Origin of the sequence: Rubellimicrobium aerolatum (assembly GCF_017872975.1) — a bacterium.
Lineage (GTDB): Bacteria > Pseudomonadota > Alphaproteobacteria > Rhodobacterales > Rhodobacteraceae > Rubellimicrobium > Rubellimicrobium aerolatum.
The window spans coordinates 223881-249341 of sequence record NZ_JAGGJP010000002.1 but is presented as its reverse complement, the minus strand read 5'-3'; the positions used below and the strand labels follow the sequence as shown (position 1 = coordinate 249341).

The 25461-nt window shown below is 72.7% G+C and carries 21 protein-coding genes; 4 read left to right on the top strand and 17 right to left on the bottom strand.

The annotated features are described in order from the left end of the window. The first annotated feature begins 91 nt into the window (after positions 1-91). Entirely contained in the window at positions 92-841 is a 750-nt protein-coding gene (locus tag J2Z33_RS03405) for a metallophosphoesterase (protein WP_209837909.1), read from the top strand. On the opposite strand, the gene J2Z33_RS03400 is transcribed toward J2Z33_RS03405, so the two are convergent. Beyond that, complete coding sequence (locus J2Z33_RS03400) at positions 838-1578, bottom strand: glycosyltransferase family 2 protein (protein ID WP_209837907.1); 741 nt, start codon at positions 1576-1578, stop codon at positions 838-840. The genes J2Z33_RS03405 and J2Z33_RS03400 overlap by 4 nt on opposite strands. A gap of 328 nt (positions 1579-1906) precedes the next feature. Here J2Z33_RS03400 and J2Z33_RS03395 point away from each other — a divergent pair, with 328 nt between their 5' ends. After that, complete coding sequence (locus tag J2Z33_RS03395) at positions 1907-3790, top strand: hypothetical protein (RefSeq protein ID WP_209837905.1); 1884 nt, start codon at positions 1907-1909, stop codon at positions 3788-3790. Between the two features lie 143 nt (positions 3791-3933). Then, complete coding sequence (locus tag J2Z33_RS03390) at positions 3934-5148, top strand: hypothetical protein (protein WP_209837903.1); 1215 nt, start codon at positions 3934-3936, stop codon at positions 5146-5148. On the opposite strand, the gene J2Z33_RS03385 is transcribed toward J2Z33_RS03390, so the two are convergent. The 14 genes from J2Z33_RS03385 to J2Z33_RS03320 form a co-directional block, all read right to left on the bottom strand. After that, complete coding sequence (locus J2Z33_RS03385; RefSeq protein ID WP_209837901.1) at positions 5145-5705, bottom strand: WcaF family extracellular polysaccharide biosynthesis acetyltransferase; 561 nt, start codon at positions 5703-5705, stop codon at positions 5145-5147. The two genes, J2Z33_RS03390 and J2Z33_RS03385, sit on opposite strands and share 4 nt — an antisense overlap. Next, positions 5695-6891 carry a glycosyltransferase gene (locus J2Z33_RS03380; protein ID WP_209837899.1) on the bottom strand — a complete coding sequence of 399 codons (1197 nt, stop codon included), beginning with the start codon at positions 6889-6891 and terminating at the stop codon, positions 5695-5697. The genes J2Z33_RS03385 and J2Z33_RS03380 overlap by 11 nt, the downstream gene beginning before the upstream one ends. 108 nt (positions 6892-6999) lie before the next feature. Continuing rightward, positions 7000-8481 carry an oligosaccharide flippase family protein gene (locus tag J2Z33_RS03375; protein ID WP_209837897.1) on the bottom strand — a complete coding sequence of 494 codons (1482 nt, stop codon included), beginning with the start codon at positions 8479-8481 and terminating at the stop codon, positions 7000-7002. A gap of 81 nt (positions 8482-8562) precedes the next feature. Continuing rightward, positions 8563-9993, bottom strand: coding sequence for a mannose-1-phosphate guanylyltransferase/mannose-6-phosphate isomerase (locus J2Z33_RS03370; RefSeq protein ID WP_209837895.1), 1431 nt, complete (start codon positions 9991-9993; stop codon positions 8563-8565). Positions 9994-10074: 81 nt separating this feature from the next. Further along, positions 10075-11034 carry a GDP-L-fucose synthase gene (fcl, locus tag J2Z33_RS03365; protein ID WP_209837893.1) on the bottom strand — a complete coding sequence of 320 codons (960 nt, stop codon included), beginning with the start codon at positions 11032-11034 and terminating at the stop codon, positions 10075-10077. Positions 11035-11049: 15 nt separating this feature from the next. Further along, positions 11050-12168, bottom strand: a complete 1119-nt coding sequence (gmd, locus tag J2Z33_RS03360; protein WP_209837891.1) for a GDP-mannose 4,6-dehydratase — start codon at positions 12166-12168, stop codon at positions 11050-11052. Positions 12169-12409: 241 nt separating this feature from the next. Next, positions 12410-13039 (bottom strand): sugar transferase, encoded by a 630-nt coding sequence (locus J2Z33_RS03355; RefSeq protein ID WP_245218513.1) that lies wholly within the window; start codon positions 13037-13039, stop codon positions 12410-12412. Between the two features lie 218 nt (positions 13040-13257). Then, positions 13258-13692, bottom strand: coding sequence for a lasso peptide biosynthesis B2 protein (locus J2Z33_RS03350; protein WP_209837889.1), 435 nt, complete (start codon positions 13690-13692; stop codon positions 13258-13260). Further along, complete coding sequence (locus tag J2Z33_RS03345) at positions 13685-13963, bottom strand: PqqD family protein (protein WP_209837888.1); 279 nt, start codon at positions 13961-13963, stop codon at positions 13685-13687. The genes J2Z33_RS03350 and J2Z33_RS03345 overlap by 8 nt, the downstream gene beginning before the upstream one ends. A gap of 52 nt (positions 13964-14015) precedes the next feature. After that, entirely contained in the window at positions 14016-14930 is a 915-nt protein-coding gene (locus tag J2Z33_RS03340; RefSeq protein ID WP_209837885.1) for a hypothetical protein, read from the bottom strand. 116 nt (positions 14931-15046) lie between these two features. Beyond that, complete coding sequence (locus tag J2Z33_RS18925) at positions 15047-15199, bottom strand: lasso peptide (RefSeq protein ID WP_209837883.1); 153 nt, start codon at positions 15197-15199, stop codon at positions 15047-15049. A 14-nt stretch (positions 15200-15213) separates the two neighbouring features. Continuing rightward, the gene (locus tag J2Z33_RS03330) at positions 15214-17109 is read right to left on the bottom strand and encodes an asparagine synthase-related protein (protein ID WP_209837881.1); all 1896 of its coding nucleotides are present in this window, start codon (positions 17107-17109) and stop codon (positions 15214-15216) included. Beyond that, positions 17106-18761, bottom strand: coding sequence for an ABC transporter ATP-binding protein (locus tag J2Z33_RS03325; protein WP_209837879.1), 1656 nt, complete (start codon positions 18759-18761; stop codon positions 17106-17108). The genes J2Z33_RS03330 and J2Z33_RS03325 overlap by 4 nt, the downstream gene beginning before the upstream one ends. Then, on the bottom strand, positions 18758-19897 hold the full coding sequence (locus tag J2Z33_RS03320) for a nucleotidyltransferase family protein (RefSeq protein WP_209837877.1): 1140 nt from the start codon (positions 19895-19897) through the stop codon (positions 18758-18760). Before J2Z33_RS03320 ends, J2Z33_RS03325 begins: the two co-directional genes overlap by 4 nt. 382 nt (positions 19898-20279) lie before the next feature. On the opposite strand from J2Z33_RS03320, the gene J2Z33_RS03315 reads away from it, so the two are divergent. Beyond that, on the top strand, positions 20280-22433 hold the full coding sequence (locus J2Z33_RS03315) for a Wzz/FepE/Etk N-terminal domain-containing protein (RefSeq protein WP_209837875.1): 2154 nt from the start codon (positions 20280-20282) through the stop codon (positions 22431-22433). Positions 22434-22541: 108 nt separating this feature from the next. On the opposite strand, the gene J2Z33_RS03310 is transcribed toward J2Z33_RS03315, so the two are convergent. Together J2Z33_RS03310 and J2Z33_RS03305 are read right to left on the bottom strand one after the other, a co-directional pair. Next, entirely contained in the window at positions 22542-23903 is a 1362-nt protein-coding gene (locus J2Z33_RS03310) for a polysaccharide biosynthesis/export family protein (protein WP_209837873.1), read from the bottom strand. 165 nt (positions 23904-24068) lie between these two features. After that, positions 24069-25409 (bottom strand): family 1 glycosylhydrolase, encoded by a 1341-nt coding sequence (locus J2Z33_RS03305; protein ID WP_209837871.1) that lies wholly within the window; start codon positions 25407-25409, stop codon positions 24069-24071. Positions 25410-25461: the final 52 nt, after the last annotated feature.

Here is a 25461-nt window from a genome sequence, read left to right as displayed (position 1 = left end):
GCCTGTCAACCGCAAGGCCATGGCGCCCCGCCTTGCGGCCCCGCGCGCGGCGGTGCTAGGCCACCCGCGACCACGGACAGGGGACACCCCGATGCGACGGCTTCTCGACCTCCTGACGGGGCGACGCCGCCCGGCGCCCGCCGCCGCCTTCGACGCCGCCCTCGCGCCCGACGCGCCCTTCGCCGCCATCGGCGACGTGCACGGCCGCGACGACCTCCTCGCCCGTCTCTTCGACCGCCTCGACCGCGACCACCCCGGCCGCCCCGTGATCCTCGTCGGCGACCTCATCGACCGGGGGGAGGACAGCGCGGGGGTGATCGCCCGCCTGCGCCAGCGCCCCGAGATCACGGTCCTCCTCGGCAACCACGAGGCGATGCTGCTCGCCTTCCTCGACGACGAGGAGCGCAAGCCCGGCCGCTGGCTCCGCCACGGCGGCCTCCAGATGCTCGCGAGCTACGGGATCGGCGGCATCACCCCGACGACCGCCGGCCCCGCCGCGCTGGCCCGCGCCCGCGACGCGCTCCGCGCCGCCATGGGTGAGGCGGCGCTCGCCTGGCTCCGCGACCGCCCGCTCCTCTGGCGCAGCGGCAACGTCGTCGTCACCCACGCCGGGGCCGACCCCGCCCTCCCGCCCGAGGACCAGTCCGACGAGCTGGTCTGGGGCCATCCCCGCTACGACCGGCCGCGCGGCGACGGGCTCTGGATCGTCCACGGCCACAAGGTCGTGCCCGAGCCGCAGGTCGCGCCGGGCCGCATCGCCATCGACACCGGGGCCTACGCCACCGGCCGCCTGACGGCCGCGCTGGTGGACCCGGGCGGGGTGCGCTTCCTGTCGGCCTAGAAGAACTGCCCGACCTTGCTCGCGTTCTTCAGCGCCAGCGCCCCCAGGCCGCCCACGCCGTTGCGCCGCAGCGCCCGCAGGTCCTCGCGGCTCTTGGTCAGCACCCGCTCCACCGACCGGTTGCTCTCGCCGCCCAGGCGCATCCGCACCAGCACCTTCGGCACGTGGACCGCCCGGAACCCCGGCTGCCCGAACCAGCGCAGCACCGCGTCGTAGTCGGCGGCGATGCGGAAGCTGGTGTCGAAGGCCCCGTGCGCCTCGATCACCCGGCGGCGCAGGAACAGCGTGGGATGCGCCGGCATCCAGCCCCGCCGCAGCAGCCTCCGGTGGAAGGGGCGCGAGGTCCAGGTGCGGACCACCCGCGACGGGTCGTCCCTGACGACATACAGCAGGTCGCCATACACCGCGTCCACCGCCGGGTCGGCGAAGGCCGCGGCCACCGTCTCCAGCACGTCGGGCGCGGCGAAGAGATCGTCCGAGTGCAGGAGCCCCACCACCTCGCCCGTGGCGCGGGCGAAGGCGCGGTTCAGCGCCGGGTAGATGCCGCCGTCCCTGCGGCTCTCCAGCCGGGTGCGGGGATCGGCCAGCCGCCCGATCACCCCGAGCGTCCCATCCCGCGAGCCGCCGTCCTGCACCACGTGCTCCCAGTCCTCCCAGGTCTGGGCGCGCAGGCTCTCCACCGCGTCGCCCACCGTGCCGGCGCGGTCGAGGACGGCGGTGACGACGGAGATCAGCATCGGGACGGTCCTTCATGGGTCACGGCCCGGCCCGCCGGTTCGCCCCGCGCGGGCCGGATGATTCGCCACCCCGCGCGGGCGGCTGGTTAACGCCGCAGTAGGAACTTTCCGGGGGAAGGAAAAGGCCGCGAGGCCCAACGATCCTTGGGCGCGGCGCGGGCGCGACACCCCCGCCGCCCGCCCCCGGCCCGGCCCCGCCAAGGGGGGGTCACGCAACGCCCGTTGCTCTCAGGCCCCGTTAACGCCCGTCCGGCATCCTGGAGGCCACATCGCGAACCCCCGCCCGCCGGGACCGCGCCACCCGCCAGACGAAAGGACGACACGCACCATGACCCTCGCCGACCTGCCGCTTCCCACCTTCACCGGCGCCGACCTCTCGGCCCGCGTCAACGCCGCCCTGGCCGAGCTGCGGGCCGCGCGCACGCTGCCCTCGCTCGCCGCGCTCCTCGCCGACGCGACCCTGGCCTATGGCGCGGGCCCGCGCGCCGTGGCGGCGGGCGACACGATCCGCGTGGCCCGCCAGGGCCTCGCCTACGCCGTGGCCCCCGCCGGGGCGACCGACCACCACCTCGCCACCGCCGGCGGGGTCCGGCTCTACGTCCAGCGCAACGCGCGGGGCAACCTGCCGCTCCTCGCCTTCGGGGCCGACCCGACCGGGACGGCCTCGGCCGCCGCGGCGCTCCAGAAGGCGGTGGTGGCCGCCGTGTCGATGGGCACCAGCCACGCCACCCCCGGCTCGGGCGACCTCGTGGAGGGCTACCCGGCCATCGAGGTCGCGCCCGGCCGCTACCTGATCGACGCCCCCATCGACCTCAACCTCGTGGAGGTCCGCACGCTGGCGCTCGTCTGCGACGACCGGGCGATCTTCTTCGGGGCGGGCACGCGGGCCAACGGCTTCGCGGTGGGGACCAAGGTGCGCCGGCTCATCTGCCGGGGCATCTGGTGGCAGAACTTCGCGACGGCGCTGGCGCTGTCCACCTCGAACCAGGATTCCTCGCTCTGGACCTTCGAGCGCTGCGGCGCGCAGGAGGTGAACCTCTGGCTCGACACCGGCACCTACGACAACTCCCGCTCGACCACGGTCAGCCTGCTCGACTGCGACTTCCGCTACCACGTCCGGCAACTGCTGCGGTGCTACGCCGACAAGCTCAACATCGAGAGGTGCTGGCTCGGCATCATGACCGAGACGACCCGGCTCATCCACGCCAACTCGCTCATCTCGATCCGCGATTCCATGTTCATCCCGGCGGGCGACGGCGGCACGGGCCGGGCCTACGTGTATCTGACCACCGACAACGGCGCGGGCGGCACCGTGCTCGACAGCGCGCGCGGCGTCGTCCTGTCCGGCAACCGCGTGAGCAACGAGGGATCGAACCCGCCGCTGGTGGTCTGCGACTACCCGCGCGACCTCGCCGCGTTCAGCACCGCCCCGGCGATCTCGATCGTGGACAACCACATCGTCGGCTACCACCCGTCGCCCTTCGAGGCCGGCGGCGAGGCGGGCATCGTCCACCTCCTCCAGTATCCGGGCCTGATCCGCTTCGCCGGCAACTCCATCCACGCGCTGGGCAACCCCGATTCCCGGCTGGTGAGCCGCGCCCCCTCCCTCTCGGCCGAGCCGCCCCTGGGCTTCGTGATCGACATGGACGACGCCACCTACCGCGCCGCCCAGTTCCTCGCCGGGGAGGTGTCGAGCTACCGCATCGCCTCCGAGTCCCTGCGCGGCGCCATCCGCAACCCCGACCCCTGGACCTTCCGGGGGCTGCTGGAGGACGGGTTCCTCGACACCGGCGACACCGCCACGGCGGGCCGCAAGAAGGCGAGCTTCCGGTTGCGGACGGGGCGGCTCGACCTGACCTTCTCCACGCCGGTCAGCTTCCTGCTCCAGTTGCAGGGGACCTCCTCGGGCTACGACGGGGCCGGCTCCTCGGTCTACGCGGTGACGGTCAACGGCTACATCGACGGCGGCGGGGTCAAGCGCAACCGCGTCGCCTGGACCAAGCTGCATGGCGGGCCCTTCGGCGCGCTGGAGACGGTCAACGCCGACCTCGTGTCGGCGCACTGGGGCACAGCCGACACCGGCGCGACCCAGGCCGAGAACGCCGCCGAGCTGACGCTCACCTTCACCTGGGGGAACGGCCTCGACCACGGCCTCGCCCGGATCGTGCCCCTGAGCCAGCGCAACCCGCGCTACGGCGATGCGCCGCGCTGACGGCACCTCCGCCGCGCCCGGCCGCCGCCGCGCCCCCGATCCGGGCTGCGGCGGCGCGCCCCAGGCCGACCGGAGACCCGCGAGGACCGGTGGCCAGGGGGGTTGTCCCATGCTAAGGGCCTGCGGTCGGCAGGGGACGGACGATGCGGGCAGGGGTGGGATCGAGGGCGGACCTGAAGCTCGTGTTCTGGGCCATCGGCGGCTACATCGCCGTGAGCTACCTGCGCGCGGTCCGCGCGGTCTGCGAGAAGCTGGACAACGTGGACTTCAACTACGCCACCGCCTTCGACTGCGGCACGGTCTGGTCCTACTGGTGGATTCCCGCGTTGCAGCTCCTGACGCTCTGGGCGGGCTACGCGCTGGCCGCCCTGGCCTCGACCGGCCGCCTGCGCCTCCGGCGGCGGCGGATCGTGCTGGGCGGGGCCCGCGTCCGGCTGCGCGGCAAGTCCGAGCTGGCCTTCCTCGTGCTGGTGGGCATCCTCGCCTACTGCATCGTCAAGGTGGCCCTCGACTGGGAGGTCCTGCAGGAGAACCGGCCGGGCTACATCGCGCGCATCCTGGCCTCCAAGGCGTCGCAGTTCCTGGTGCTCGCCGCCGCGCTGCTGACGGCCTACAACCTCTCGGTGCGCCGCCTGGGCGTGGCGAGCGCGGCGGTCGCGCTGGCCATCGGGCTCCTGTTCGCCTGGGTGGACGCCTCGCGGTCGGGCGTGCTGCCGCCGGCGGTCATCGCCATCCACTTCGTCGCGCGCCGGCGCGTCGGCCCGGCGGCGCTGTTCCTGGCGGTGGCGGTGTTCTTCTTCGTGCTGACCATGACCGGGCGGGGCGAGGCCGACAAGTCGCTCGACGCCTTCCTGACCACGGCGACGCTCATCGCCTCGCAGTGGCGGGAGATCAACCTGTCCTACCTGTTCGAGTTCTCCTACCTGCACCTGTTCACCGTCTACGAGCAGATCCCGCTCGACTTCGGCCTCGCGGACCTGATCTACAGCATCACGCCGATCCCCGGCGCGCTGCACCCCATCGCGGTGGACCCGATGCTGTGGCGGCTGGACCTGTATCGGCCCTATGGCGGGATGGGGGAGCTGCTGGGCTTCGGCCCGGTGGTCTTCGGGGCGTTCCACGTGGCCTTCGGCGCGATGGCCCGCTACCACGACGCCACGCCGAACCTGTTCCGCAAGTTCATCGGGCTGATGCTGTTCCTGTTCGGCTTCATCTCGCTGTTCCAGTACGGGCTGCGCGCGGGCGAGTGGATGATCTATCCCTCGCTGGTCTTCGCGGCCTCGGCGCGGCGCGCGGCGGCGGCCGTCCCGTCCGCGACCGCCCCACCTCCGGCCGTCCTGGGAGCCAGCGCGGCCTAGGGGCCGGCCTGCCGCGCGGACGGACGGACGCGCGGCGACACCGGCCGGGCCGGGACGCCGGCGGACAGGGTCCAGGCGGGAAGCCGGCCGCGCCCGAGGCTCGCCATGCCGAGGACGGCGCCTTCCTCCAGGACCGCGCCGGGCGCGAGGCTCGCCCCGGCGCAGATCCAGGCGTGGTCGCCGATGGCGATGGGCGTCGTCACGAGGTCGAACCGTTCGCGCGACCAGTCGTGGCTGCCGGTGCAGAGATAGGCCCCCTGCGAAAGGCAGGCGTGGTCGCCGATGATGACGGGCGCGAGGTTGTCGATCCAGACCCGTTCACCGATCCAGCAATGCGCGCCGATGGCCAGCCGCCAGGGAAACTTGACGTGGACGCCCGGCTTGATGACGACGCCCGCGCCGATGCGGGCGCCGAAGAGCCGCAGGAGGCGCGTCCGCCAGCCCGAGCCGGGCAGCCAGGACGACACCAGCGCCCCGTCGAGCACGAGCCAGAGCGCCTCCTTCCAGCGGGGCGCGCCGCGCTGGAATCCGCTCGCGTCGTAAAGATCAAGCCGCATGGGAGGGACCGCGTTGCCTGCCGATGAGTTCGACGAAATCCGGGGCCGGGCCGCCGCCGAGGACCCAGCCGTAGAGGGCGGCCATGTCCGCTGCCACCCTTCGCCAGTCGAATCGCTCCTCCACCAGGGCGCGGCCCCGGCGGCCGATGGCTGCGCGCTCCGCGTCGGACAGGGAGAAGAGCGCATCGAGGCTGGCGGCCAGGGATCGCGCGTCGGCGCGCGTCTCCAGGGCGGCCCCGGCCGAGAAGCCGACCGGCAGGTTGCACTCCGGCGTCATGACGACCGGACGCCCGAAGGCCCAGGCCTCCAGCACGGCCATCGGCAGGCCCTCGCTGAGGGAGGGCAGCACGAAGGCATCGGCGGCGGCCAGCGTGGCCCTCTGGTCCGCGCCGAACTGCGGCCCGACGAGGTGCACCCGCCCTTGCAGCCCGAGGTCGGCGGCCTGGGCCCGCAGCTCGGCCGCGTGGCCGCCCTGGTCCCAGCCGGCGATCACCAGATGCCAGTCCGACCGCGCCGGGGCGGCGGCGCGGCCGAAGCCCTGGACGAGGGGCAGGAGCCCCTTCTTGGGATGCAGCCGCCCCAGGTAGAGCAGGCGCTTCGCCCCGTCCGGCACCCGCGACGCCCAGGGCGGCGGCGGATGGGTCCCGTCCGCGCGGGACAGGTCCACGCCGTTGGGGATGATCGCGGCCGGTCCCGTCAGGCCATGGGCCCGGAACGCCTCCAGCTCGGGCTGGCAGAGCGCATGGAGGCAGGCCGCGCCCCGGAGGTTGGCACCCTCGTAGAGGAACCCGGCGACGCGCTTCTTCCAGGCCGAGTTCCGCAAGGCCCAGGGGTCGAGCATCCCGTGGGGCGAGACGACCCGGCGGCGGCGGCCGCGCGACCAGCGCAGCGCCGCCGCCGAAGGGTAGGTCCAGAGGCCATGGAGGTGGACCAGATCGGGAGGCCCGGCGTCGAGACAGGCGGCAAGGCCGGGCAGGTAGCCGAAGGCGCGCGGTCCCGAGGGGCGGAAGGTCCGGACGGGCACGGGCTCCCAGGCCGGGCGATCCGCCTGCGAGAACTCGTCCTCGCCGGCAAGGACCTCGACCGCGACGCCGGCCTCGGCGAGGTGCCGCGACAGGGCGCTCGCCGCCGTGAAGAGGCCGCCGCCGGCCCTCGACATGCTGGCGAGGAGCATCGCGGCCTTCATGGCGCGGTCCTCGGGGCGGTCCTCGGGGCGGGGGAGCGCATCGGGCTGCGGGGCCGCCCCGACCTCGCGGCGTCGTCCGGCCGTGTCGTCATCGGGCCGCCCTTCCCCTCACGCCGCGCGGGCGCGCCGGCGGGCGAGGGCGCCGGCCAGGAAGGCCATGCCCTCGCGGTTGCACAGTCCGCTCGCCGCGATCGTCGCGGCCAGCGCGAGGGCGGTCGCGGGCAGGGCCGAGGCCGTCGCGACGGGCATGGCCCAGAAGGCATGACCCTGGGCCGAGGCGAAGCCAAGCGCCGCAATCCCCACGGCCAGCGGCAGGACGATGCGGAGGAGTCGCGCCGCCTGCTCCGGGAGGGCGAGTCCGATCCGGCGCGCGGCCACGGCGTAGCTCAGGAGTCCCACGAGCCCCTGCTCGGCCGCGACGCAGAAGGCGGCGCCCGGCAGGCCCCAGAGCAGGCCCCCCACCGCCGCCGCGAGCATGAGCGCGCCCGCGTCGGCGATCATCAGCACCGCCCGGAGCCGCCAGCGGCCCTGCGATTCCAGCACCGCCGCGCCGATGGCCTCGTTGAGGCGCAGCGGCAGCGTCATGGCGATGGCGGTCCCGGCCAGGGCGGCCTCGTCCCACTTGCCGCCCCAGACGGCATGGGCCACGAGCGGCAGGAGCCCCATCAGGCCCAGGGCTAGGAGGGAGCTGACGAAGGCCATCCCGCCGCAAAGGGAGTGGAACCGCTCGCGCAGCTCGGCCGGGCTCCTTTGCAACTTGGCGAAGATCGGCAGGGCCGCCTCGCCCACGCTGGAGGTGAGCAGCACGCCGAGGTTCGCCGTCAGCAGGAAGCCGAAGTAGTATTGCCCGAACTCCTCCTCGGGCAGGACGGCCCCCAGCACGAGGTAGTCGCCGTTCTGCGTCAGCCCGAACGCGAGGCCGGTGCCGATGATCCAGCGCAGGCTCCAGAGGATCTCGCGGAAGCGGCGCAGGCCGATGAGGAAGCCGATGGCGGTGGACGGGGATTCGCGGCGCAGGAGCCAGACCTGCGCCAGCACCGACAGCGAGAGGGCGGCGGCGATGCTGAGGGTCTCGGCCCCGGCCAGCGCGATGGCCAGGATGGCGACGTAGTAGATCGCCGCCTGCGCTATGCCGGTGAGCGACATGGTGCGGAACCGCAGGTCCAGCGACAGCGCGCTCAGGTAGATGTTCTTGAGGGCGGTGAGCGGCAGGCTGAGGGCGGTGACGAGGATGACTGCCGTCAGGGCCGGCATGTCGTAGAGGCGGGCGAGGACCACGCTCGCCACGCCCATCAGCGCCACCCCGATCAGGCTGAGCATGATCGCGAAGGCCGAGTAGTCCCGCGACAGCGCGTGGAACCGCTCCTGGCTCTGGATCAGCGACTTGCCGATGGCCGGGCTGTAGAAGCCCGAGGCCAGCGCCAGCGCCGCCGCGCCGATCGCGAAGACGGCGTAGGTCTCGGGCGAGGCGATGTGTCCGAGCAGGACCTGGTTCGCCACCGACAGGACCTTGGTGCCGATGGCGGCGAGCGAAAGCCAGGCGATGCCCCTGAGGGCGGTGGTCCCGTCGGTCGCTACGTTGGCGGTCACGGCTGGCCTGTCATTGTCGCGAGAGGAGACCGTGCACCGTCCGGGCGGGATCGACCGGACCGGATGCGCGGCCGCGCCGGATCACTGCCGCGCGTAGACGTCCTCATAGCGGACGATGTCGTCCTCGCCAAGGTAGGGGCCGGTCTGCACCTCGATCAGGACCATGGGCAGCTTGCCCGGGTTCTCCATCCGGTGCCGGGCGCCGAGCGGGATGTAGATCGACTGGTTCTCGGTCACGAGGCGCACCTCGTCGCCCACGGTCACCCGCGCCGTGCCCTCCACGACGATCCAGTGCTCGGAGCGGTGGTGGTGGCTTTGCAGCGACAGCGCCGCGCCGGGATGCACGACGATGCGCTTGACCTGGAAGCGGTCGCCCATGGCGAGGCTCTCGAACCAGCCCCAGGGGCGGTGGTCGCGGGGGAAGGTCTCGGCCTGCCGCGCCCCCTGGGCCTTGAGAGCGGCGACGGCGGCCTTGACATCCTGCGCGCGGTCCTTGTGGGCGACCAGCACGGCATCGGGCATGGCGACGGCCACGATGTCGGTGAGGCCGAGGCCCACCACGCGCTGGCCGGGCGACTCGGCTCGCAGGAGAGTGCCCTCGCAGGCAATGGCGGTGGCGGGGCCGGAGAGGGCGTTGCCCCCGGCGCCCTCGTCCTCGGTCTCGCGCCAGACGGAGGCCCAGTCGCCCAGGTCCGACCAGCGGCCGGCGTAGGGCATGACGGACAGGTTGCCGGCCTTCTCCATCACCGCGTAGTCGATGGAGATGGACGGGGCCTTGGCCCAGGCCACGGGGTCGAGGCGGCAGAAGCCCAGGTCGCGCCTGGCCCCGGCCAGCGCGGCCTCCACGGCGGCGAGGAGGTCGGGCGCGTGCTCGCGCGCGGCGGCGACCATCGTGTCGGCGCGGAACAGGAAGATCCCGCCGTTCCACAGGTGCCGCCCGCCGGCCACCATGGCGGCGGCGCGGTCGGCGTCCGGCTTCTCCACGAAGGCCACGAGGGGCAGGGGCGCGGCGACCTCGGCCTCCGACGGCGCCTGAAGTTCGAGGTAGCCGTAGCCCGTCTCGGGCCGGTCGGGGGCGATGCCGAAGGTGACGATGCGGCCGGCCTGGGCTGCCGGGACCGCCGCCGCTACGGCATCGCGGAAGCGCGGGGCCTCGGGGATCACGTGGTCGGAGGGCGCAACGAGGAGGAGGGCCTCCGGGTCCCCGGCGGCGACATGGAGCGTGGCGGCAAGGATCGCGGCGGCGGTGTCTCGGCCCTCGGGCTCGATCAGGAGGGCGGCGGGGGCGATGCCCGCCTCCGCGAGTTGCTCGGCGGCGATGAAGCGGAAGGCGTCGGCGGTGACCACGACCGGCGCGGAGAAGATCGGCCCCGACAGGCGCTTGGCCGAGGCCTGGAACAGGCTTTCCCCGCCGAGGAGGGCGGCGAACTGCTTGGGGTAGCTCTTGCGCGAGAGCGGCCAGAGCCGGGTGCCGGAGCCACCGCAGAGGAGGACGGGATGGATCGCTGCCATGGGAATCTTAGGGTCCTGAAGGGAGGTCGCCGAGAGCCCCGCCATGGGGCGGGGCTGGCCGGGCGGGAACGCGGCGGGTGGTCACTGCCGGAGGCTGGCGGCCTCGCGCAGGAACCACTGGTAGGTCTCCTCCAAGCCGGGGCGGAGCGCGGTGCGCGCGCGCCAGCCCATGGCGGCCAGGCGGCTCACGTCCATGAGCTTGCGCGGCGTCCCGTCGGGCCTGGAGGTGTCGAACCTGATCCGTCCCCGGTAGCCCGTCACCTCGGCCACCAGGCGGGCGAGGTCGGCGATGGAGATGTCCTCGCCGGTGCCGACGTTGATGTGGGACAGCATCGGCCGGGTGTTCGCCTCGTAGGTCGCGCGGTCGAGGTCCATCACGAAGAGCGAGGCCTCGGCCATGTCGTCCACGTGCAGGAACTCGCGACGCGGGGTGCCGGTGCCCCAGATCACCACTTCGCCGCGGCCGCCGCGCACCGCCTCGTGGAAGCGGCGGATCAAGGCGGGCAGGACGTGGGAGTTCTCGGGGTGGAAGTTGTCGCCCGGCCCGTAAAGGTTGGTCGGCATGACCGAGCGGTAATCGCGCCCGTGCTGGCGGGCGAAGCTTTCGCAGAGCTTGATCCCGGCGATCTTGGCGATGGCGTAGGGCTCGTTCGTGGGCTCCAGCACGCCGGTCAGCAGGGCGTCCTCGGCCATGGGCTGCGGCGCCTCGCGCGGGTAGATGCAGGAGGAGCCGAGGAACAGGAGCCGCTGCACTCCCGCCGCGTGGGCCTGCCCGATGACGTTCGCCTGGATCAGCAGGTTGTCGTAGATGAAATCGGCCGGGTAGGTGTTGTTCGCGTGGATGCCGCCCACGCGCGCCGCCGCGAGGATCACGGCGTCGGGCCGTTCGGCCGCCATGAAGTCCCGCACGGCGGCCTGATCGGTCAGGTCCAGCTCGGCATGGGTGCGGGTGAGGATCACGTCCCGGCCACCGGCCAGGAGGCGGCGCAGGATCGCGCCCCCGACCATGCCCCGGTGTCCCGCCACGTAGATGCGCGCCATGTCGGTCGCCCCCCTTCAGGTCTCGACGCTGAGGGGCAGATCGAGCCCGTGCGACTTGAGCAGCGCCTGCCGCCGCGCGGCGAGGTGGTCCGAGGCCACCATCTCGCGGCACATCTCGCGCGCGGTTATCTCGGGCGTCCAGCCGAGCTTCTGCTTGGCCTTGGCGGGGTTGCCAAGGAGAGTGTCCACCTCGGCGGGCCGGAAGTAGCGCGGGTCGATCCGCATGACGACCTGCCCGGCCTTCACCAGGGGGGCCGCGTTTCCGTGGACGGCATCCACGACCGCCACCTCGTCCAGCCCCGTGCCCTCGAAGCGCAGGGTGATGCCCAGGTCCTCGGCGGCCCAGGTGATGAACTCGCGCACCGAATACTGGACGCCCGTGGCGATCACGTAGTCCTCGGGCTCGTCCTGCTGGAGCATCATCCACTGCATCCGGACGTAGTCCTTGGCGTGGCCCCAGTCGCGCAGGGAATCGATGTTGCCCATGTAGAGGCACTTCTCCAGGCCCATGCCGATGTTCGACAGGCCGCGCGTGATCTTGCGGGTCACGAAGGTCTCGCCCCGGCGCGGGCTCTCGTGGTTGAAGAGGATGCCGTTGCAGGCGTAGATTCCATAGGCCTCGCGGTAGTTCACCGTGATCCAGTAAGCGTACATCTTGGCCACCGCGTAGGGGCTGCGCGGGTGGAACGGCGTGGTCTCGGTCTGCGGCGTCTCCTGCACGAGGCCGTAGAGCTCGGAGGTGGAGGCCTGGTAGAAGCGGGTCTTCTTCTCAAGCCCCAGGAAGCGGATCGCCTCCAGGAGGCGCAGCGTGCCCACGGCATCCACGTCGGCGGTATACTCCGGGGCCTCGAAGCTCACCGCGACGTGGGACTGCGCGCCGAGGTTGTAAACCTCGTCCGGCTGGATCTCCGAGAGGATGCGGGTCAGGTTCGAGGTGTCGGTCAGGTCGCCGTAGTGGAGCCGGAAGCGGCCATTCTCGTGCGGGTCCTCGTAGATGTGGTCGACGCGCTGGGTGTTGAACAGCGAGGCGCGGCGCTTGAGGCCGTGCACCTCGTAGCCCTTGGCCAGGAGGAACTCGGCCAGATACGAGCCGTCCTGGCCGGTGATGCCGGTGATGAGAGCTCGCTTGGTCACGCTTGGAGGCTCCTGAGACGCGGATGGACGAAAGGACGGGACTACCCGGCGGGCGTTCGGGCCGGGCCCGGCTTCGGGACACGGAAGGCGATGGCGGCAGGCAAGGTCGTCGCGAGAGGTCCCTCATGGTTCCGGGTTCCGGGCGGTCGCCGCCCCAACGCCTGTCGCATGGTGCGGAACGCCTGTCCATGCGCCCTGACGGCCAGTGTCGGCCGGCCCTCATCGACCGATCGGAGGAGCCTCAGCTTCCCTTGCGCCCCAGCATGATCCCGATGGTCCGCCAGACGATCCAGAGATCGAAGCGGAGCGAGGCGTGGCGGAGGTAATGGAGATCGGCCTCCACCTTGGCCTGCACGCCATCCAGGCTGTCCACGTAGCCGATCTCGGTCTGGGCGTAGCCGCTGATGCCGGGGCGGACGGCATGACGCTCCCGGTAGCCGGGAACCTTCTCGGCGTAGACCCGGGCGTGCTCTATGTTGTCCGGCCGGGGCCCGACCAGGGTCATCTCGCCCTTGAGGACGTTCACGATCTGCGGCAGCTCGTCTAGGCGGCTCTCGCGCAGGATCCGGCCCAGAGGCGTGATCCGGTCGCTGTCGATCGCGTCGAAGGGGCCGCGGGCGATCGTCGTGGCGGGCCCCATGGTGCGGAACTTGTAGACGCGGAAGCCCTGGCCGTTCAGGCCCATGCGCTCCTGCACGAAGAAGAGGCTGCCCCGGTTGAACAGGGGATTCAGGGCGAGCGCCACCAGCGCCACGCCCGCGAGGGGCGGCAGGAGCAGCAGGGAGATCGCCACGTCGATCAGGCGTTTCGTCGCCCGGTAGACCATCGCGGACGCGCCGCCCGTTCCGACCGCGAAGACATGACTTGTCATGGCCGCCCCTGCGCTTGTCGGGACATCCCTCATGAAACCAGCACCCTTGCCCCTTGTTCGTCCCGCTGCTCGGGACTTCGTGGCGCCTTAACAGCGCCGACTTGCGACAAGAAGATGGCGGGATCGGGAAAAAACCGAGGCGCGGGGCCGTCAAAGAGCCCTATTCACCAACTCGCGTCGATGTGTGACGACAATGCCGCAGGTGGCGCGGCGTCGGTTCAGACGGGCGTGTCCGGCCCGACAAGGACAGCGAAGGCGCCAGCGCCGCCGCCGGTCACGACGCGCGGACCGCAGGTCAGCCAGGCATGAGCCTCGAACCCCGTCGCATCCTCCTGCCGGGCGCCGATGCGAAGCTCGCTTTCCACCCCGGCGCGGGTCAGCCAGGACTGGGCCGCGAGGGCCTGCACGAGGCAGTCGGCCCGCCAGGGCACGCGGGCGGCGACGCGGGGCACGGCGAAGGCCACCCTCTCGACGACCCGCGTGGCGCGGGTCTCGGGAATGGGCTGGGCCGGGGTCCGGGCACGGGTCATCCGGATCAGGTCGCGGCATGAGCGCCGCCGCAGGAGCATCCGGGCCGCCCCAAGCTCCAGCGCGGCCCGCAGGAGGTCGGCCCAGGCAAGCGGGCCGAGGCGACGGATGGTTCCCTCACCCATGGACCAGCAGCTCGTTCTTCAGCAGGTCGTCGAGGAAGGGCGCCATGTCCGCTTCGACGGTTCGGGCGTCCAATCCATGCTCGGCCGCGATGCGGTCGCGGATCGCCGGAAGGGGCGTGCCGGCCTTGAGCTGCGTCCAGATCCGGGTGCCCATGGCGTCCAGGCCGTAATAGGTATCGTTGCCCAGGTGCAGGAGCACCATCTCCTCGCCGACGCGGCTTTCCAGGGCCTCGGGCGAGGGGGCGATGTCGGAGGGAAACCGGTCGAGCATGGGCGTGGGCTTGTCCTGTAATCGAGGGCGGCGGCGCGCGGCCTGGGTCCTGCTAGGGCCCAAGCCGCGCGTGTGCGGTCCGGTCCAGCGTCGCCGCGACGAGATCGCGCACCCGGCCGAGTTGCGCGAAGTCGCGCGGGTAGGAGAGCGCGAAGCCTGGCGCGGCGGCAGCGACGGCGGCGGCGAGGGGCAGGCGATGGGCGGCCCGCCCCCGGTCGGTGGGATCGAGGGCGAAACTCTCCCGGACCAGTTCCATGCAGGTCTCGGCTCCGGACAGGCGGTGCGCGACCGGCTCCCGCGTGTCGCCCGGCATGTCGATGCGGAAGATGGCGGCCACGGGGCGCGGCGCAACGGGATCGAGCACCGCGTCGAGGTCCACGCTGACCTTGCGCCCCGTCAGGATTGGGGGCGTGCCGGGCTCGGGAAAGAGCCGGTTCCAGCTGTCCGGGAGAAGCTTGAGCCGCCGATATAGCGCGCCGGCGACCGCTTGGCCGTCCTGGAGGGAAAGCCGGGCCGCGTCGTCGCCGAGGAGCGTCCAGCCCTCGCGGTGGAGGAAGCCGGTAAGGGTGGACTTGCCGCGACCCGTGGGGCCCAGGAACAGCGCCACACGTCCATCGCCGGCCTGCACCGCGCCGGCATGGACCACGAACTCGCCCAGGTGCGCCAGGATACGCGGCACCGCCTGATCGGCGATCCATTGCGCGACCGTGGCCTCGTCGGCGCCTTCCGGTTCGCGGAGGCGCACGGAGCGGTCATCCATCGAGATCAGCGCGCAGCCGATTCCCTCGCCGTGCAGCGCATGGTGCCCGGGCATCCCGTCGGGCCGGCCGGCGGCGGTGCCGATCCGGTCGCGCCAGGTCCAGGTCACCGACGGCATGAGCTCGTCGGGCTCCACTGCGAAGGTCCAGCCGCCGAGGCCGAAGGCGTCGAGGGGGGTCCCGGCGGGACGTGAGCATGGTCCGTTCAAGAGCGACGAGCCATCGCCTGCGGGCCGGTCAGCGCCCGGCCCGCGAGGCGCGCGGACCTCGGGCCATGGGAGGGCAGGGAGCGCGCGAGCGCGCGCATGTCCCCGCCATGTCCGGATCAGGCCCGGATGCGGGACTGACGCCGGCTGCCGGCTTCGGGCCGGCCGCTGCTGCCGGCGGCGGTCAGTTCGGCCACGCTACCGTGGACGGTGAGCTTGGGGGCGCTGTAGGCGGCCGGGGCGGAGGCTTGCGGTTTGTCTTGGGTATTCATTCGGCTCACTTGGGTCAGGATGGTTGAAGGATCGGCCCGAGGCTTGGTTGTCCAAGCCAGAGCACAAGGTTAACAAAATCTAAACACGTTTCTTCCCCTAATGTGTCGGGCAAGGGCTGTCCATTCCGGAGCCCCGTCCAGTCGGCCAGCAGTTCCGCTGCGTCCGGGGACAGACTGTTTCGGATGGTGGACAATGGCCCCAGGCGGGCCACGATGGCCCCGCTCAGGTCCATTCCAAGATGGGTCCGCCCGGGCCGCCAGATCACCTCCGGGGGCAGGAGCCCTTCCATGGCGCGGCGCAGCAACGTCTTGGGCCAGCCGTCCGACATGAGCTGCTCGCCGGGGCAGCGCAGGGCGAAGTCCACCACGCGGAGGTCCATGAACGGGTCGCGCGGCTCGATCCCGAAGGCGCCGGCGACGTGGTCGTAGCGCTCGCGGCCGATGGCGAGGGCGGGGCCGGCCAGAAGGGCCGCGCGTTGCTGGGCCTCGGAGCCGGTGGGCAGGCGGTTGTTCCGCCTGTCGCGTTCCACTCGCGCGTCGATGTCCACCTCGCGCGCCAGGGCCTCCGACAGGATCGGGGAGCGCGGGCGCCGCGCCGTGGCGCCCCGCCACCGCCGGCCGAGCGCCCTCGCGGACTCCGGGGCGGCCTGCCGGAGGGCGTCGCCCAAGATGGTCCGGCGCGGGATCTCGCCCCCCCAGAACCGTTCGGTCCCCCGGACCTCGCGCCAGGCCGCGAGGAGCCGACCGCCGCGAATCAGGTGCCCGATGCGCTGCCCGCAGTGGAGCGCCACGTCGCCCGCCACGCCGTCGAGCACGACGCGCACCCCGGCCCGCCGCGCGGCGAGATAGGCGGCGCGCGGCAGGTTCATGTGGCCGTCGAACGGGTCGGCGATTCCGGCCAGGGCGGCAAGGAGGTCGTCCTCCCAGACCGACAGGTCGCCGAGATCCACGACATGGGGGTCGAGATTCGGCAAGGTCAGGCTGGCGCGGAGGGCCCGGCTCTCGGCGCAGGTCGCTGGGTCGGGGCCAGCGACGGAGAAGGTGGGGAGCGGCCCGCGTCCCTCGGCCGCCAGGAGCCGCGAGGCGACCGCCACCACGGAGCCCGAATCCATTCCGCCCGACAGCATCGAGCCCACCGGGCCCGCCGCGCGCAGGCGGCAGCGCACGGCTTCGGTGAAGACCTCGCGGAAAGCTTCGGCGTAGTCATCGGGGCCGCGCAGGCGCAGGAGGGGACCGGGCGTCGGCGTCCAGTAGCGCCGGATCGTCACGCCACCCGCGTCGGCGCGGAGCCAATGGCCCGGGGGCAGCCTTTGGACGCCCTGAAAGATCGTCGTCTCGTGGTCGATGGCCTCCAGATGGCCGTCGAGGACGTCCGCCACCCGCGCCCAATCGATGCCGCGCGCCGCGCCGGGGGCGGCCAGGACGGCCCGGGGCTCGGTCGCGAGCGCGAGGAGTCGGCCGGGCGCGTGGGCGTAGGCCAGGGCGCGCATCCCCAGCGGGTCCCGCGCCGCCCAGAGCCGCCGTTGGCGCGAATCCCAAAGGAGGAAGGCGAAATCGCCCAGTAGGCGGTGGAGGCATCCCTCGCCCCAGGCGAGCCATGCGCGCAGGATCAACTCGCCGTCGCCGATGACCCGGCCCGGCCCGGCGAGCCCGAACGCGGCCAGAAGCTCCTCGCGGTTGTCGAGACGGGCGTCGGCGGTGATGGTCCAGCCGGACTCCGCATGGGTCAGCGGCAGCGCCTCGACCAAGGCCTCGGGCGTGGTCGCGAGCAGGGTCTGGCCCAGGGCAACGGAGCCGTCGGCCCAGAGGCGGGTGCCGTCGGGGCCGCGCCGCTCCAAGGGGGCGGCCATCGCGCCGATCGCCTCGGCAGGCCCGCCGTCGAGCCGCATGAGCCCGCAGATCCCGCTCATGCCGCCGCGCGCTGCGCCACGATGCGGCCGTCCTCCAGCGTGACGATCCGATCCGCCAGCGCCAGCATGGCCGGGCGGTGGGTGACCAGGATCACCGTGCGGTCCCGCAGGGCGGCGGCGGCGGCGGCGACGAAGGCGGCTTCGGCGTCTAGGTCGAACATCGAGGTGGCCTCGTCGAGCACGAGCACGGGCGGGTCGGCGATCAGCGCGCGGGCGAGGGCGATCCGCTGGCCCTGGCCCCCTGACAGGCGCACGCCGTTCTCGCCGATGCGGGTGGCGTAGCCCTGGGGCAGCGACAGGATCATGTCGTGGGCCTGCGCCAGCCGGGCCGCCCGCTCGACCTGCGCGTCGGTCGCGCCCTCCAGGCCGAAGGCGATGTTGTCGCGCACGCTGGCGTCGAGGAGAAGCGGGCACTGCGGCACCCAGCCGATCTGCCGCCGCAGGTCTGCGAGCCGGATGTCGCGGATGTCGGTCCCGTCCAGGCGCACGGCGCCGCCCGAGGGATCCATGAAGCGGAGCAGGAGCGCGATCATCGTGCTCTTGCCGGCGCCGTTCGGTCCGGTCAGGGCCAGCGTCTCGCCTGCCCGCACCGACAGGGCGACGCCGCGCAGCGCCTCCTCGCGGTCCGGATGGGCGAAGCGGAGATCCTCGAAGGCGATGTCGCCTTGGGCGCGCGCCATCCGCAGGGGCGCGTCGTGGCCGGGCTCGGGCGCCTCGTCGAGGAGGGCGCCGAGCCGGGCCAGGATCCCCCGCGCGGCCTGCACGCGCCCGTAGACCAGCGCGAGGTCGGCCACCGGCCGGGTGAGCAGCGCGGCGTAGAGGAACAGGCTCACCATCTCGGCGGGCGAGGTGGTGCCGGCGCGCAGGCCCCGGCCCGACAGCGCCAGGAGGGCGACGGCGCCCAATCCGGCGACAAGGCCCGTCAGCGGCGACAGGGTGGCCTGGATGTCGTTCTCCCTCGCCTCCAGCTCGCGCACCCGCTCGGCCCGCCGCGCGAACCGCGCCGAGGCGGCGTCCTCCCGGACGAAGGAGCGGATCGCGGGGAGAAGGGCCAGGTCCTCGGCGGCGGCGGCCACGAGATCGGCCTCGGCCTCCTGGGTCCGCTGGGCGAGGGCACGCAGGCGGCGGCCCGCGACCCGGAGCGCAAGGAAGAACACGGGCACCGCCAAGGGCACGGCCAGCGCGAGGCCCGGGTCGATGCGGGCCATCAGGACGACGGCCCCGAGCGCGGTGAGGAGCTGCGCCGGCAGGCCGACCAGGGTCACGGCCAGGAAGTCGCCGAGCCGGGCGATCTCGAAGGTGGCGAGTGCTAGGAGATCGCCTTGGGCGTGCCGCTGGTGCACGGCGAGCGGCAGGCTCTGGAGGTGGTCGTGCACCCGCGTCCTGAGCCCCGCGAGGATCGCCGCCGCCGTCCGGCCCGAGACCACCGCCGACAGCGCCCGCAGCGCCGCCGCTCCGGCAAGGGCCAACCCGAGGAGCAGCGCCGCCGGCAAGGGCGAGGCCCCTGCTGCGTCGAGCACATGCCCGGCGAGCCGGCCGCCCAGGGCCGGCAGCGCGAGCAGCGCCCCCGTCTCGGCGGTGCCCAGGAGGACCATGAGCAGGAGCGCGGCGCGATGGGGCCGGGCAAGGTCGAGAAGGTGCGCGAGCGTCACTCCGCGCCCCTGGTCCGGCGCGGCTTCGGGAAGTCCATGATCCGCTTCATATGCAGGAGCGGCACCGGGCGCCCGGCCAGTTCGGGATACTTCATCCGCAGGAACGACGCCGGCGGCAGCACCCGGCGCCAGAGGTAGCGTGCCTTGCCGCCCAGGCCGGGCACCGCCCGAAGGTCCCGGAGCGCCCGCCCCGCCTGCGCCGCGCCGAGGAGATAACGTGCCGCCGGGGTATCGCGCGGCGCGGTCGCGAGCCGGGCCGTCGTGGCCTCGGGCAACGGCGTCCCGAGCCGCGCGGCGGCGGAACGGAGCCCCTCCAGCGCCACCGGGGCGAGCCCACCCTCCAAGGTCGCCGCCTCGAAGGCCGCCCAGCCCTCGGCGTCCAGGGCGCGGGCGATCAGGTCGATGTTCCGCAGCCAGATCAGCCGGTCGCCTTCGTGGTAGGCCCGGCCGTTCGCGAAATAGGGGTTCACCAGGTGCTGCGCCCGATGCGCGCAGGCCAGGAGCAGCGCGAGGTCAAGCGGCAGGCCCCGGGCCTGGGGCGCGAGTCGGGGCAGCGGCCGCGCCCGCGCCCAGGCGGCGTCGAAGGGGAACAGGTGCATCAGGGCGCGGGCGTTCAGGGTCCGCCAGTGGAGGTCGATCTCGTGCGGGAGCCCGTCGGGAGTGGTCCGCCGCCAGGCTTCCTGGAGGCGGGTCCCGTCCTCGGCCGAGGGGTCGTCGTAGTAGTGCGCGAAGCCCTGGGCCTCCAGCACGGCCCGGGCCGCGTCCAGGTTCTCGGGCGGAACGAGCAGGTCGCTGTCGCCCCGGGGCCGCTGGGCGGGCGGGTCGTAGAGGTCGTAGGCGAGCGCGGTCCCCTTGAGGAGCAGGACTCGCACGCCCGCCGCGTCCAAGGCGGCGAGCAGGTCCGCGAGCACCCGGCCGTGGCGCATCTCCCACATGGATTGCGCGAGCGCGGTGCGGCGCAGGGCGGCGGTGGCCTCGGGCGGCCAGCCGGACAGCCGGCCCGCCAGGAGGCCCGCGACGCCGTGGAAGAGCGCGCGGCTCACGACGCGGCCGGGGTCGGCCTCGGGCGGCCAGCAGCACGGTCCTCGCAGGCCGGCGGCCAGCAGGTCGTCGGCCAGGGCGTCGCCGGACGCCATCAGCCGTCCGCCGCGTCGGGACCGGGATGTCCGGCGGGGGCCGCCGGTCCGCTTCGAGGAGTCATGCCGCACCGTTCAACGTCACCGCCGGCGGCCTGTCCGACCGTCGCGACGCGCGCTTGCCATAGGTCAGTCAGCCTGTCCACTGGACCCTTGTCGCGAGCGCCGGACCCAGGTCGTCCCAAGATGCGACAAGGTGACGCATCGTCAGGTCGGTCCGAGACATCGCGTGGTGGACGGCCGCCCCGCGTCCGGGTGCGGACGACGCACGGCCTGCCCGGACCTGGGCGCGAGCGAAGTTAACGCTTTGATGGCCTTTCCATCCTGGTCTAAGAGGGCCCGGACCTCAGCGCCGCGAGACACCGCCCAGATGCAGAAGCCCGTGCAGCCCCAAGACCTCCATGCCGCGCCATCCCGGACCGGGGATGACGAGGAGATCGACATCCTCGCCCTTGCCGGGACCGTCTGGCGGAACAAGTTGAGCGTCTTTGCTTGCGCTGCGCTGGTCGCGGCGTTGGGCTACTACAGACTCGTGGCGAGCGTGACCCCGGTCTATCGCGCCGAGGCCGAGATGGCCTTGCAGATCGACATGCCCGACATGATGAACCTTCAGGCGGTGGTCAGCGGCCTGACGGGCGACGAGGCCAGCATCAATACCGAGATGTCGATCATCACCTCGGGCGACCTGATCGGCCGGCTCGTGGACGGGCTAGGCCTGATGCGGGACCCCGAGTTCAACGGCGCGCTGCCCGACCCCGAGGCGCGGCCGGGTCTCCTGGCCGGGCTCGGGGGGCTGGTGCGGTCCTGGCTGCCCGGCGGGGCCGATCCCGAGGAGGAGGCCCTCTCTCCCGAGGAGGAGCGGCGCGACGTGATCGACGCGGTGCGCGGCGCTATCGAGACCGAGAGCAGCTACGACACCTATGTCTTCACCATCTCGGCCACCAGCGAGGACCCCGAGAAGGCGGCGCTCCTGGCCAACGGCCTCGCCCGGCTCTACCGGGACGACCAGATCCGCCTCAAGGTGGAGGCCACCGAGCGCGCCGCGACCTGGCTTTCGGGCCGCGTGGGCGACCTTCGGGCCGAGCTGGACAGCCGCCAGAACGAGATCGCCGACCTTCGGGCCCGCAGCGCGCTGGTCAGCGCCGAGAGCCTGGAGGCGCTCAACATCCAGTCGATCGAGCTCGGGGCCGAGCTCCAGGAGGTGAGGGGGCGGCTCGAGCGGGTGGGCGAGCGGCTGGTGGCGCTGCGCGCGGCCGAGTCTTCGGGCGACGTGGCGGCGAAGGCCGAGGCGGCCGAGGATGGTCAGCTCGACGCCGCCGCCGCGGCGCTGGCTGCCACGCCCGCCGATCCCGAGGCGCGGGAGCGGTTCGACCGGCGATTCGCGCAGGTGGTCCTTCAGGCGGAAGCCGAGATCGAGCGGGGGCAGGAGCAGGCGGAGGAGCTGCAGCAGCAGTCCGACGACCTGTCCGCGCAGTTCCAGGGCCAGTCCGCCGATTTTCAGGCTCTGCTCCAGCTCCAGCAGGAGGCCGAGGCGACGCGCGTCCTCTACGAGACCTTCCTGAGCCGCCTCAAGGAGGCGTCGGTGCAGGAGGACATCTATCAGGCCGACAGCCGCATCCTGACCGAGGCCATCCCGGGCGAGCAGATCGCGCCGCGCCCGGCCCGCGCCTTGGCGTTGTCGCTGATGATAGGGCTCCTCCTGGGGGCGGCGGTCGTCATCGGGCGCGAGCTGCTCCAGAAGACGTTCCGCAGCGCCGAGGAGCTGGAACGCCACACCGGGCGGACGGTCCTGGGGCAGGTGCCGCGCATCCCCGCGCGGGCGCGGGTGGACACCATCGCCTATCTGGCCAGCAAGCCGACCTCGGCCGCCGCCGAGGCGATCCGCAACCTGCGGACCTCGCTGCTGCTGTCGCGGATCGACAGCCCGCCGCAGGTGATCATGGTCACCTCGTCCGTTCCCAACGAAGGAAAGACCACGCTCGCCATCGCGCTGGCGCAGAACCTGGGCGGCCTGGGCAAGCGCGTGCTGCTGGTGGAGGGCGACATCCGCCGCTGCACGCTCCAGGCCTATTTCCGGCAGGATCTCGCCCGGGGCGGCCTCGTCGCCGCCGTGGCGGGGCGGGAACGGCTCGCCGACGCCGTTCTGCGGCCCGAGGGTGCCGGGATCGACGTGCTGCTGGGCGAGCGCCGCGCAGAGGTGAACGCGGCGGATTTCTTCTCGTCCGACGGCTTCCAGAGGATGCTGAACGAGGCCCGCGACCGCTACGACCACGTCGTGATCGACACGCCGCCGGTGCTGGTCGTGCCGGACGCCCGCGTGATCGGGCAGGCCGCCGACGCAGTGCTCTACGTGGTCCGCTGGGACTTCACGGGGCGCGGGCTTGTGGAGGACGGGATGCGGCAGTTCCGCTCGGTCAACGTGCCGGTGACGGGGCTGGTCCTGTCGCGGGTCGATCCCAAGGGGATGCGGCGCTACGGCTATGGCGACCGCTACGGCGCGCTGGTCCATTACGGGCGGGACTACTACGAGGCCTGACGGCCCCCGGCGGCGGGGCGGTCCCCGAGGGGACCGTCCGGTCGGATCTGGCGGGTCGGGGACGCGCGGCCGGGCCGGGAGGCCCGCCCGCGCGTCCCCTGGTCCAGGTCAGTCCACGGCGCTGCTGGCGGTGGTAACCAGGCTTGGGAAGAACTGCTGGAAGGCGCGGTTCCACCGGGTGATCGGCTGTTCCTCGATGAAGACGATGTCGTTCGGGCGCAGCTCGAAGCGGGTGGCGAGCGTCAGGTTGGCGGCGCTGCGGGCGTCGAGATGCCAGGCCGTCACGTCCTCCTCGCCCGGCGTGGCGCGCAGGACGTAGATCTGCGACGGGTTGCCCGTCTCGGTCTCGAAGCCGCCCTGGTCGAAGAGCGCGTCCGCCAGCGTCGCCTGCTGCCCGAAGGGGAGCGCATAGCGGCGCTGCTGCGTCACCTCGCCGGTCAGATACACGTAGTCGCGGGGCACAGCGCCCAGCTCGTCGCGGGCCCGGAACAGGGCGCGCTCCTCGTCCAGGGCGTCGCGGCGGAGCCCGACCTCGGCCTGGAGCTCCTCCAGCGCGGCCGTCCGCTCGGTGCGGCGCAGGCTCGCGGCGTTGATCTGCTGCGTGTAGTAGGCGAGCGCCCGGTCGAGGTCGTAGGCGGTGTCCACGAACACCGAATCGCCCGGAAGGAGCTGGATGGAGCGGAGCCGGCCGTCGCGGTCGTAGTCGGCCAGCGGGATCTGGTAGAGCGTGCCGTCGCGATAGACGCGGATCGACGCGAACTCGGGCGTGGTGACCTGAAGGCCGCCCGCCGCCGTCAGCGCCTCGTCCAGCGTGGGGACGTTCAGGGTCACGGGAACCCGGGTCGGCGCGGCCACGTCGCCGCCGACCGTGATCCCCTGCGAGTTGAACCCGGCGATCTCCAGGCTGAAGTCGGGGTCGGCCCCCGTCTCGATGAACCGCTCGAACACTCGCTGCTCGGCCTCCTCGATGGTCAGGCCGCCGATCTCCACGGCGCCCACGTCGGGGATCGCGATGGCCCCGTCGTCGCGGACGGTGTAGGTCTGGCGCAACTCTCCGGCCGGGGCCTCGCCCAGGGCCGCCTCGCCCGTCGGGCGCGCGACGCGGGTGGCGAGCTGGACCACGTCGCCCACGCCGATCCGGTAGGTCGGGGGCGTCGTCTCCGGCGGGGGCCGCAGGTCGAGAGGGCCGGGCTGCGCCTGCGGCACGGCCGGGGCCTCGGGCAGCGCGCCCGCGCCGCGGAGGCCGCCGCCGGAGCCGGCGGTGCGCGAGAAGACCTCGGGCAGGCCGCGCGGCGTGTAGGGCGCGCTGTTGGCGAAGGCGATGCTCTGGCCCGTGATCTCCACGACATCGACGTTGTCGGAGGCGGTATCTCTCACGAGCGGGCTGACATAGCTCACCCCGCAGCCGCCGAGGCCGAGGGCGAGGGTGGAGGCCAGGAGGGCCCTGCGGGTGGAATGGGCGATCTGCATCCGTGTCCTCTAAGGCGGGCGGGTTGGCCGCCGCAAGGGGGCGGGCCGGCGCAGCGAGCAGAGCACGACGGCGCCCGCCATGGCCAGACGGGCCGGCCCGCGCGGCGTGCGGGCCGGGCGGAGTGTGACCAGCCTGCTGCGTCCGCGCCCGGTCCCGCCTTGGGGTCACCAGCCGCCGGGCGGGCCCGGCGCGCGCGAGGGACCGGGACCCCTGCGGGCGATGCCGCCGCGGTCGAGGTTGCGGACCGCGTGGCGGCGCAGGCGCTCGGCGGTGTCGGGCTCTTCCTCGCCGTCGGGCATGTCGAGGGGGAGCACGAGGCAGTGGCTCTGGGCGGGGAGCACGCTGGACCAGTCCTGGATGAGCGTCCGGTAGCATTCGCCGACCTTGCGGATGTTGCGGTCGAGGTCATAAAGGCCGAGCGGGTTCACGGTGCCGTTGTCCTCGCGCAGCGCGCTGTCCCAGTCCACCTGGTCGGTGAGGGAATACCAGGTGAAGCCCAGGATCGGGATGCCGACGTTGCGGATCCGCAGGACGTTGGCCCATTCCTTCCAGAGCCAGTCCACCGCCTCCTGGCCTGTCGGCCCCTCCCAGAGGTTCGTCTCGGTGTGCATCACGGGGAGCTGGTAGCGGTCGTGATACTGGCGCGTGATCTCGTCGTAGCCGAAGATCTCGCCGGAGGCGGTCACGCGGCCGTCGGCGTAGACCCGATGCTCGTTGGTGAAGTAGTAGTCGGTCCCCATGATGCAGTGCCGGCGGAGGCCCTGGCCGAGGAAGAAGTGATATTCGTCCCGCGTCATGCCGTTGTCCATCAGGAACTCGTACATGTCGCTGTTGACGCGGTGGCCGTAGTTGAGATCCAGCGTCAGGAAGCGCTGCTGGTTGTAGGTCTCGGCCAGCCCGATGGCGGCGGGCGAGGAGGCGTGGAAGTATTCCGACGACTCGGATTGGATGAACAGCGCGTCGGGCCGGACCTCCAGGATCGCCCGCATGGCGAGGACATTGGCCTTCACGAGGTGCTTGAGCGCGGTGACGAAGGTCCGGTCGGTCGTCCCCTGCTCGTTCCACCAGCCGTTCCGCCCCGAGAAGGTGGCGCAGATGAACATCTCGTTCACCGGCGTGTAGAGCTGGACCCATGGGAAGCGGGCGGCGAAGTCGCGGGCGTAGGTGCCGAACAGCGCCGGGAAATCGCCGTTCTGGAAGTTGCCGATCCAGTCGGGCACGCCGAAGTGGCACAGGTCCACGATGGGCATGATCTTGAGCCGCTTCAGCTCGGCGAAGGTCTGGTCCGCGAACTCCCAGTCGTAGCGGCCGGGAGCGAGCCAGGTCCGGTGGATCGGCGGGCCGTAGCGGAGGAACTGGATGCCGAGCTCGGTCACGCATTCGAAGTCGCGCTTCCAGTGGGTGTAGTGGCCGCATTTCTCCATCTCGTCCACGCGGTGCGTGCCGTTCTTGATGGTCGGATAGCTGTTCTCGATCCCAGTCGCGAACATGAAGCCTGCGGCCATGACGCCCTCCCCTGCTGCCCGCCCGATGGTCCGGCCGCAACGTCCGCCCGGG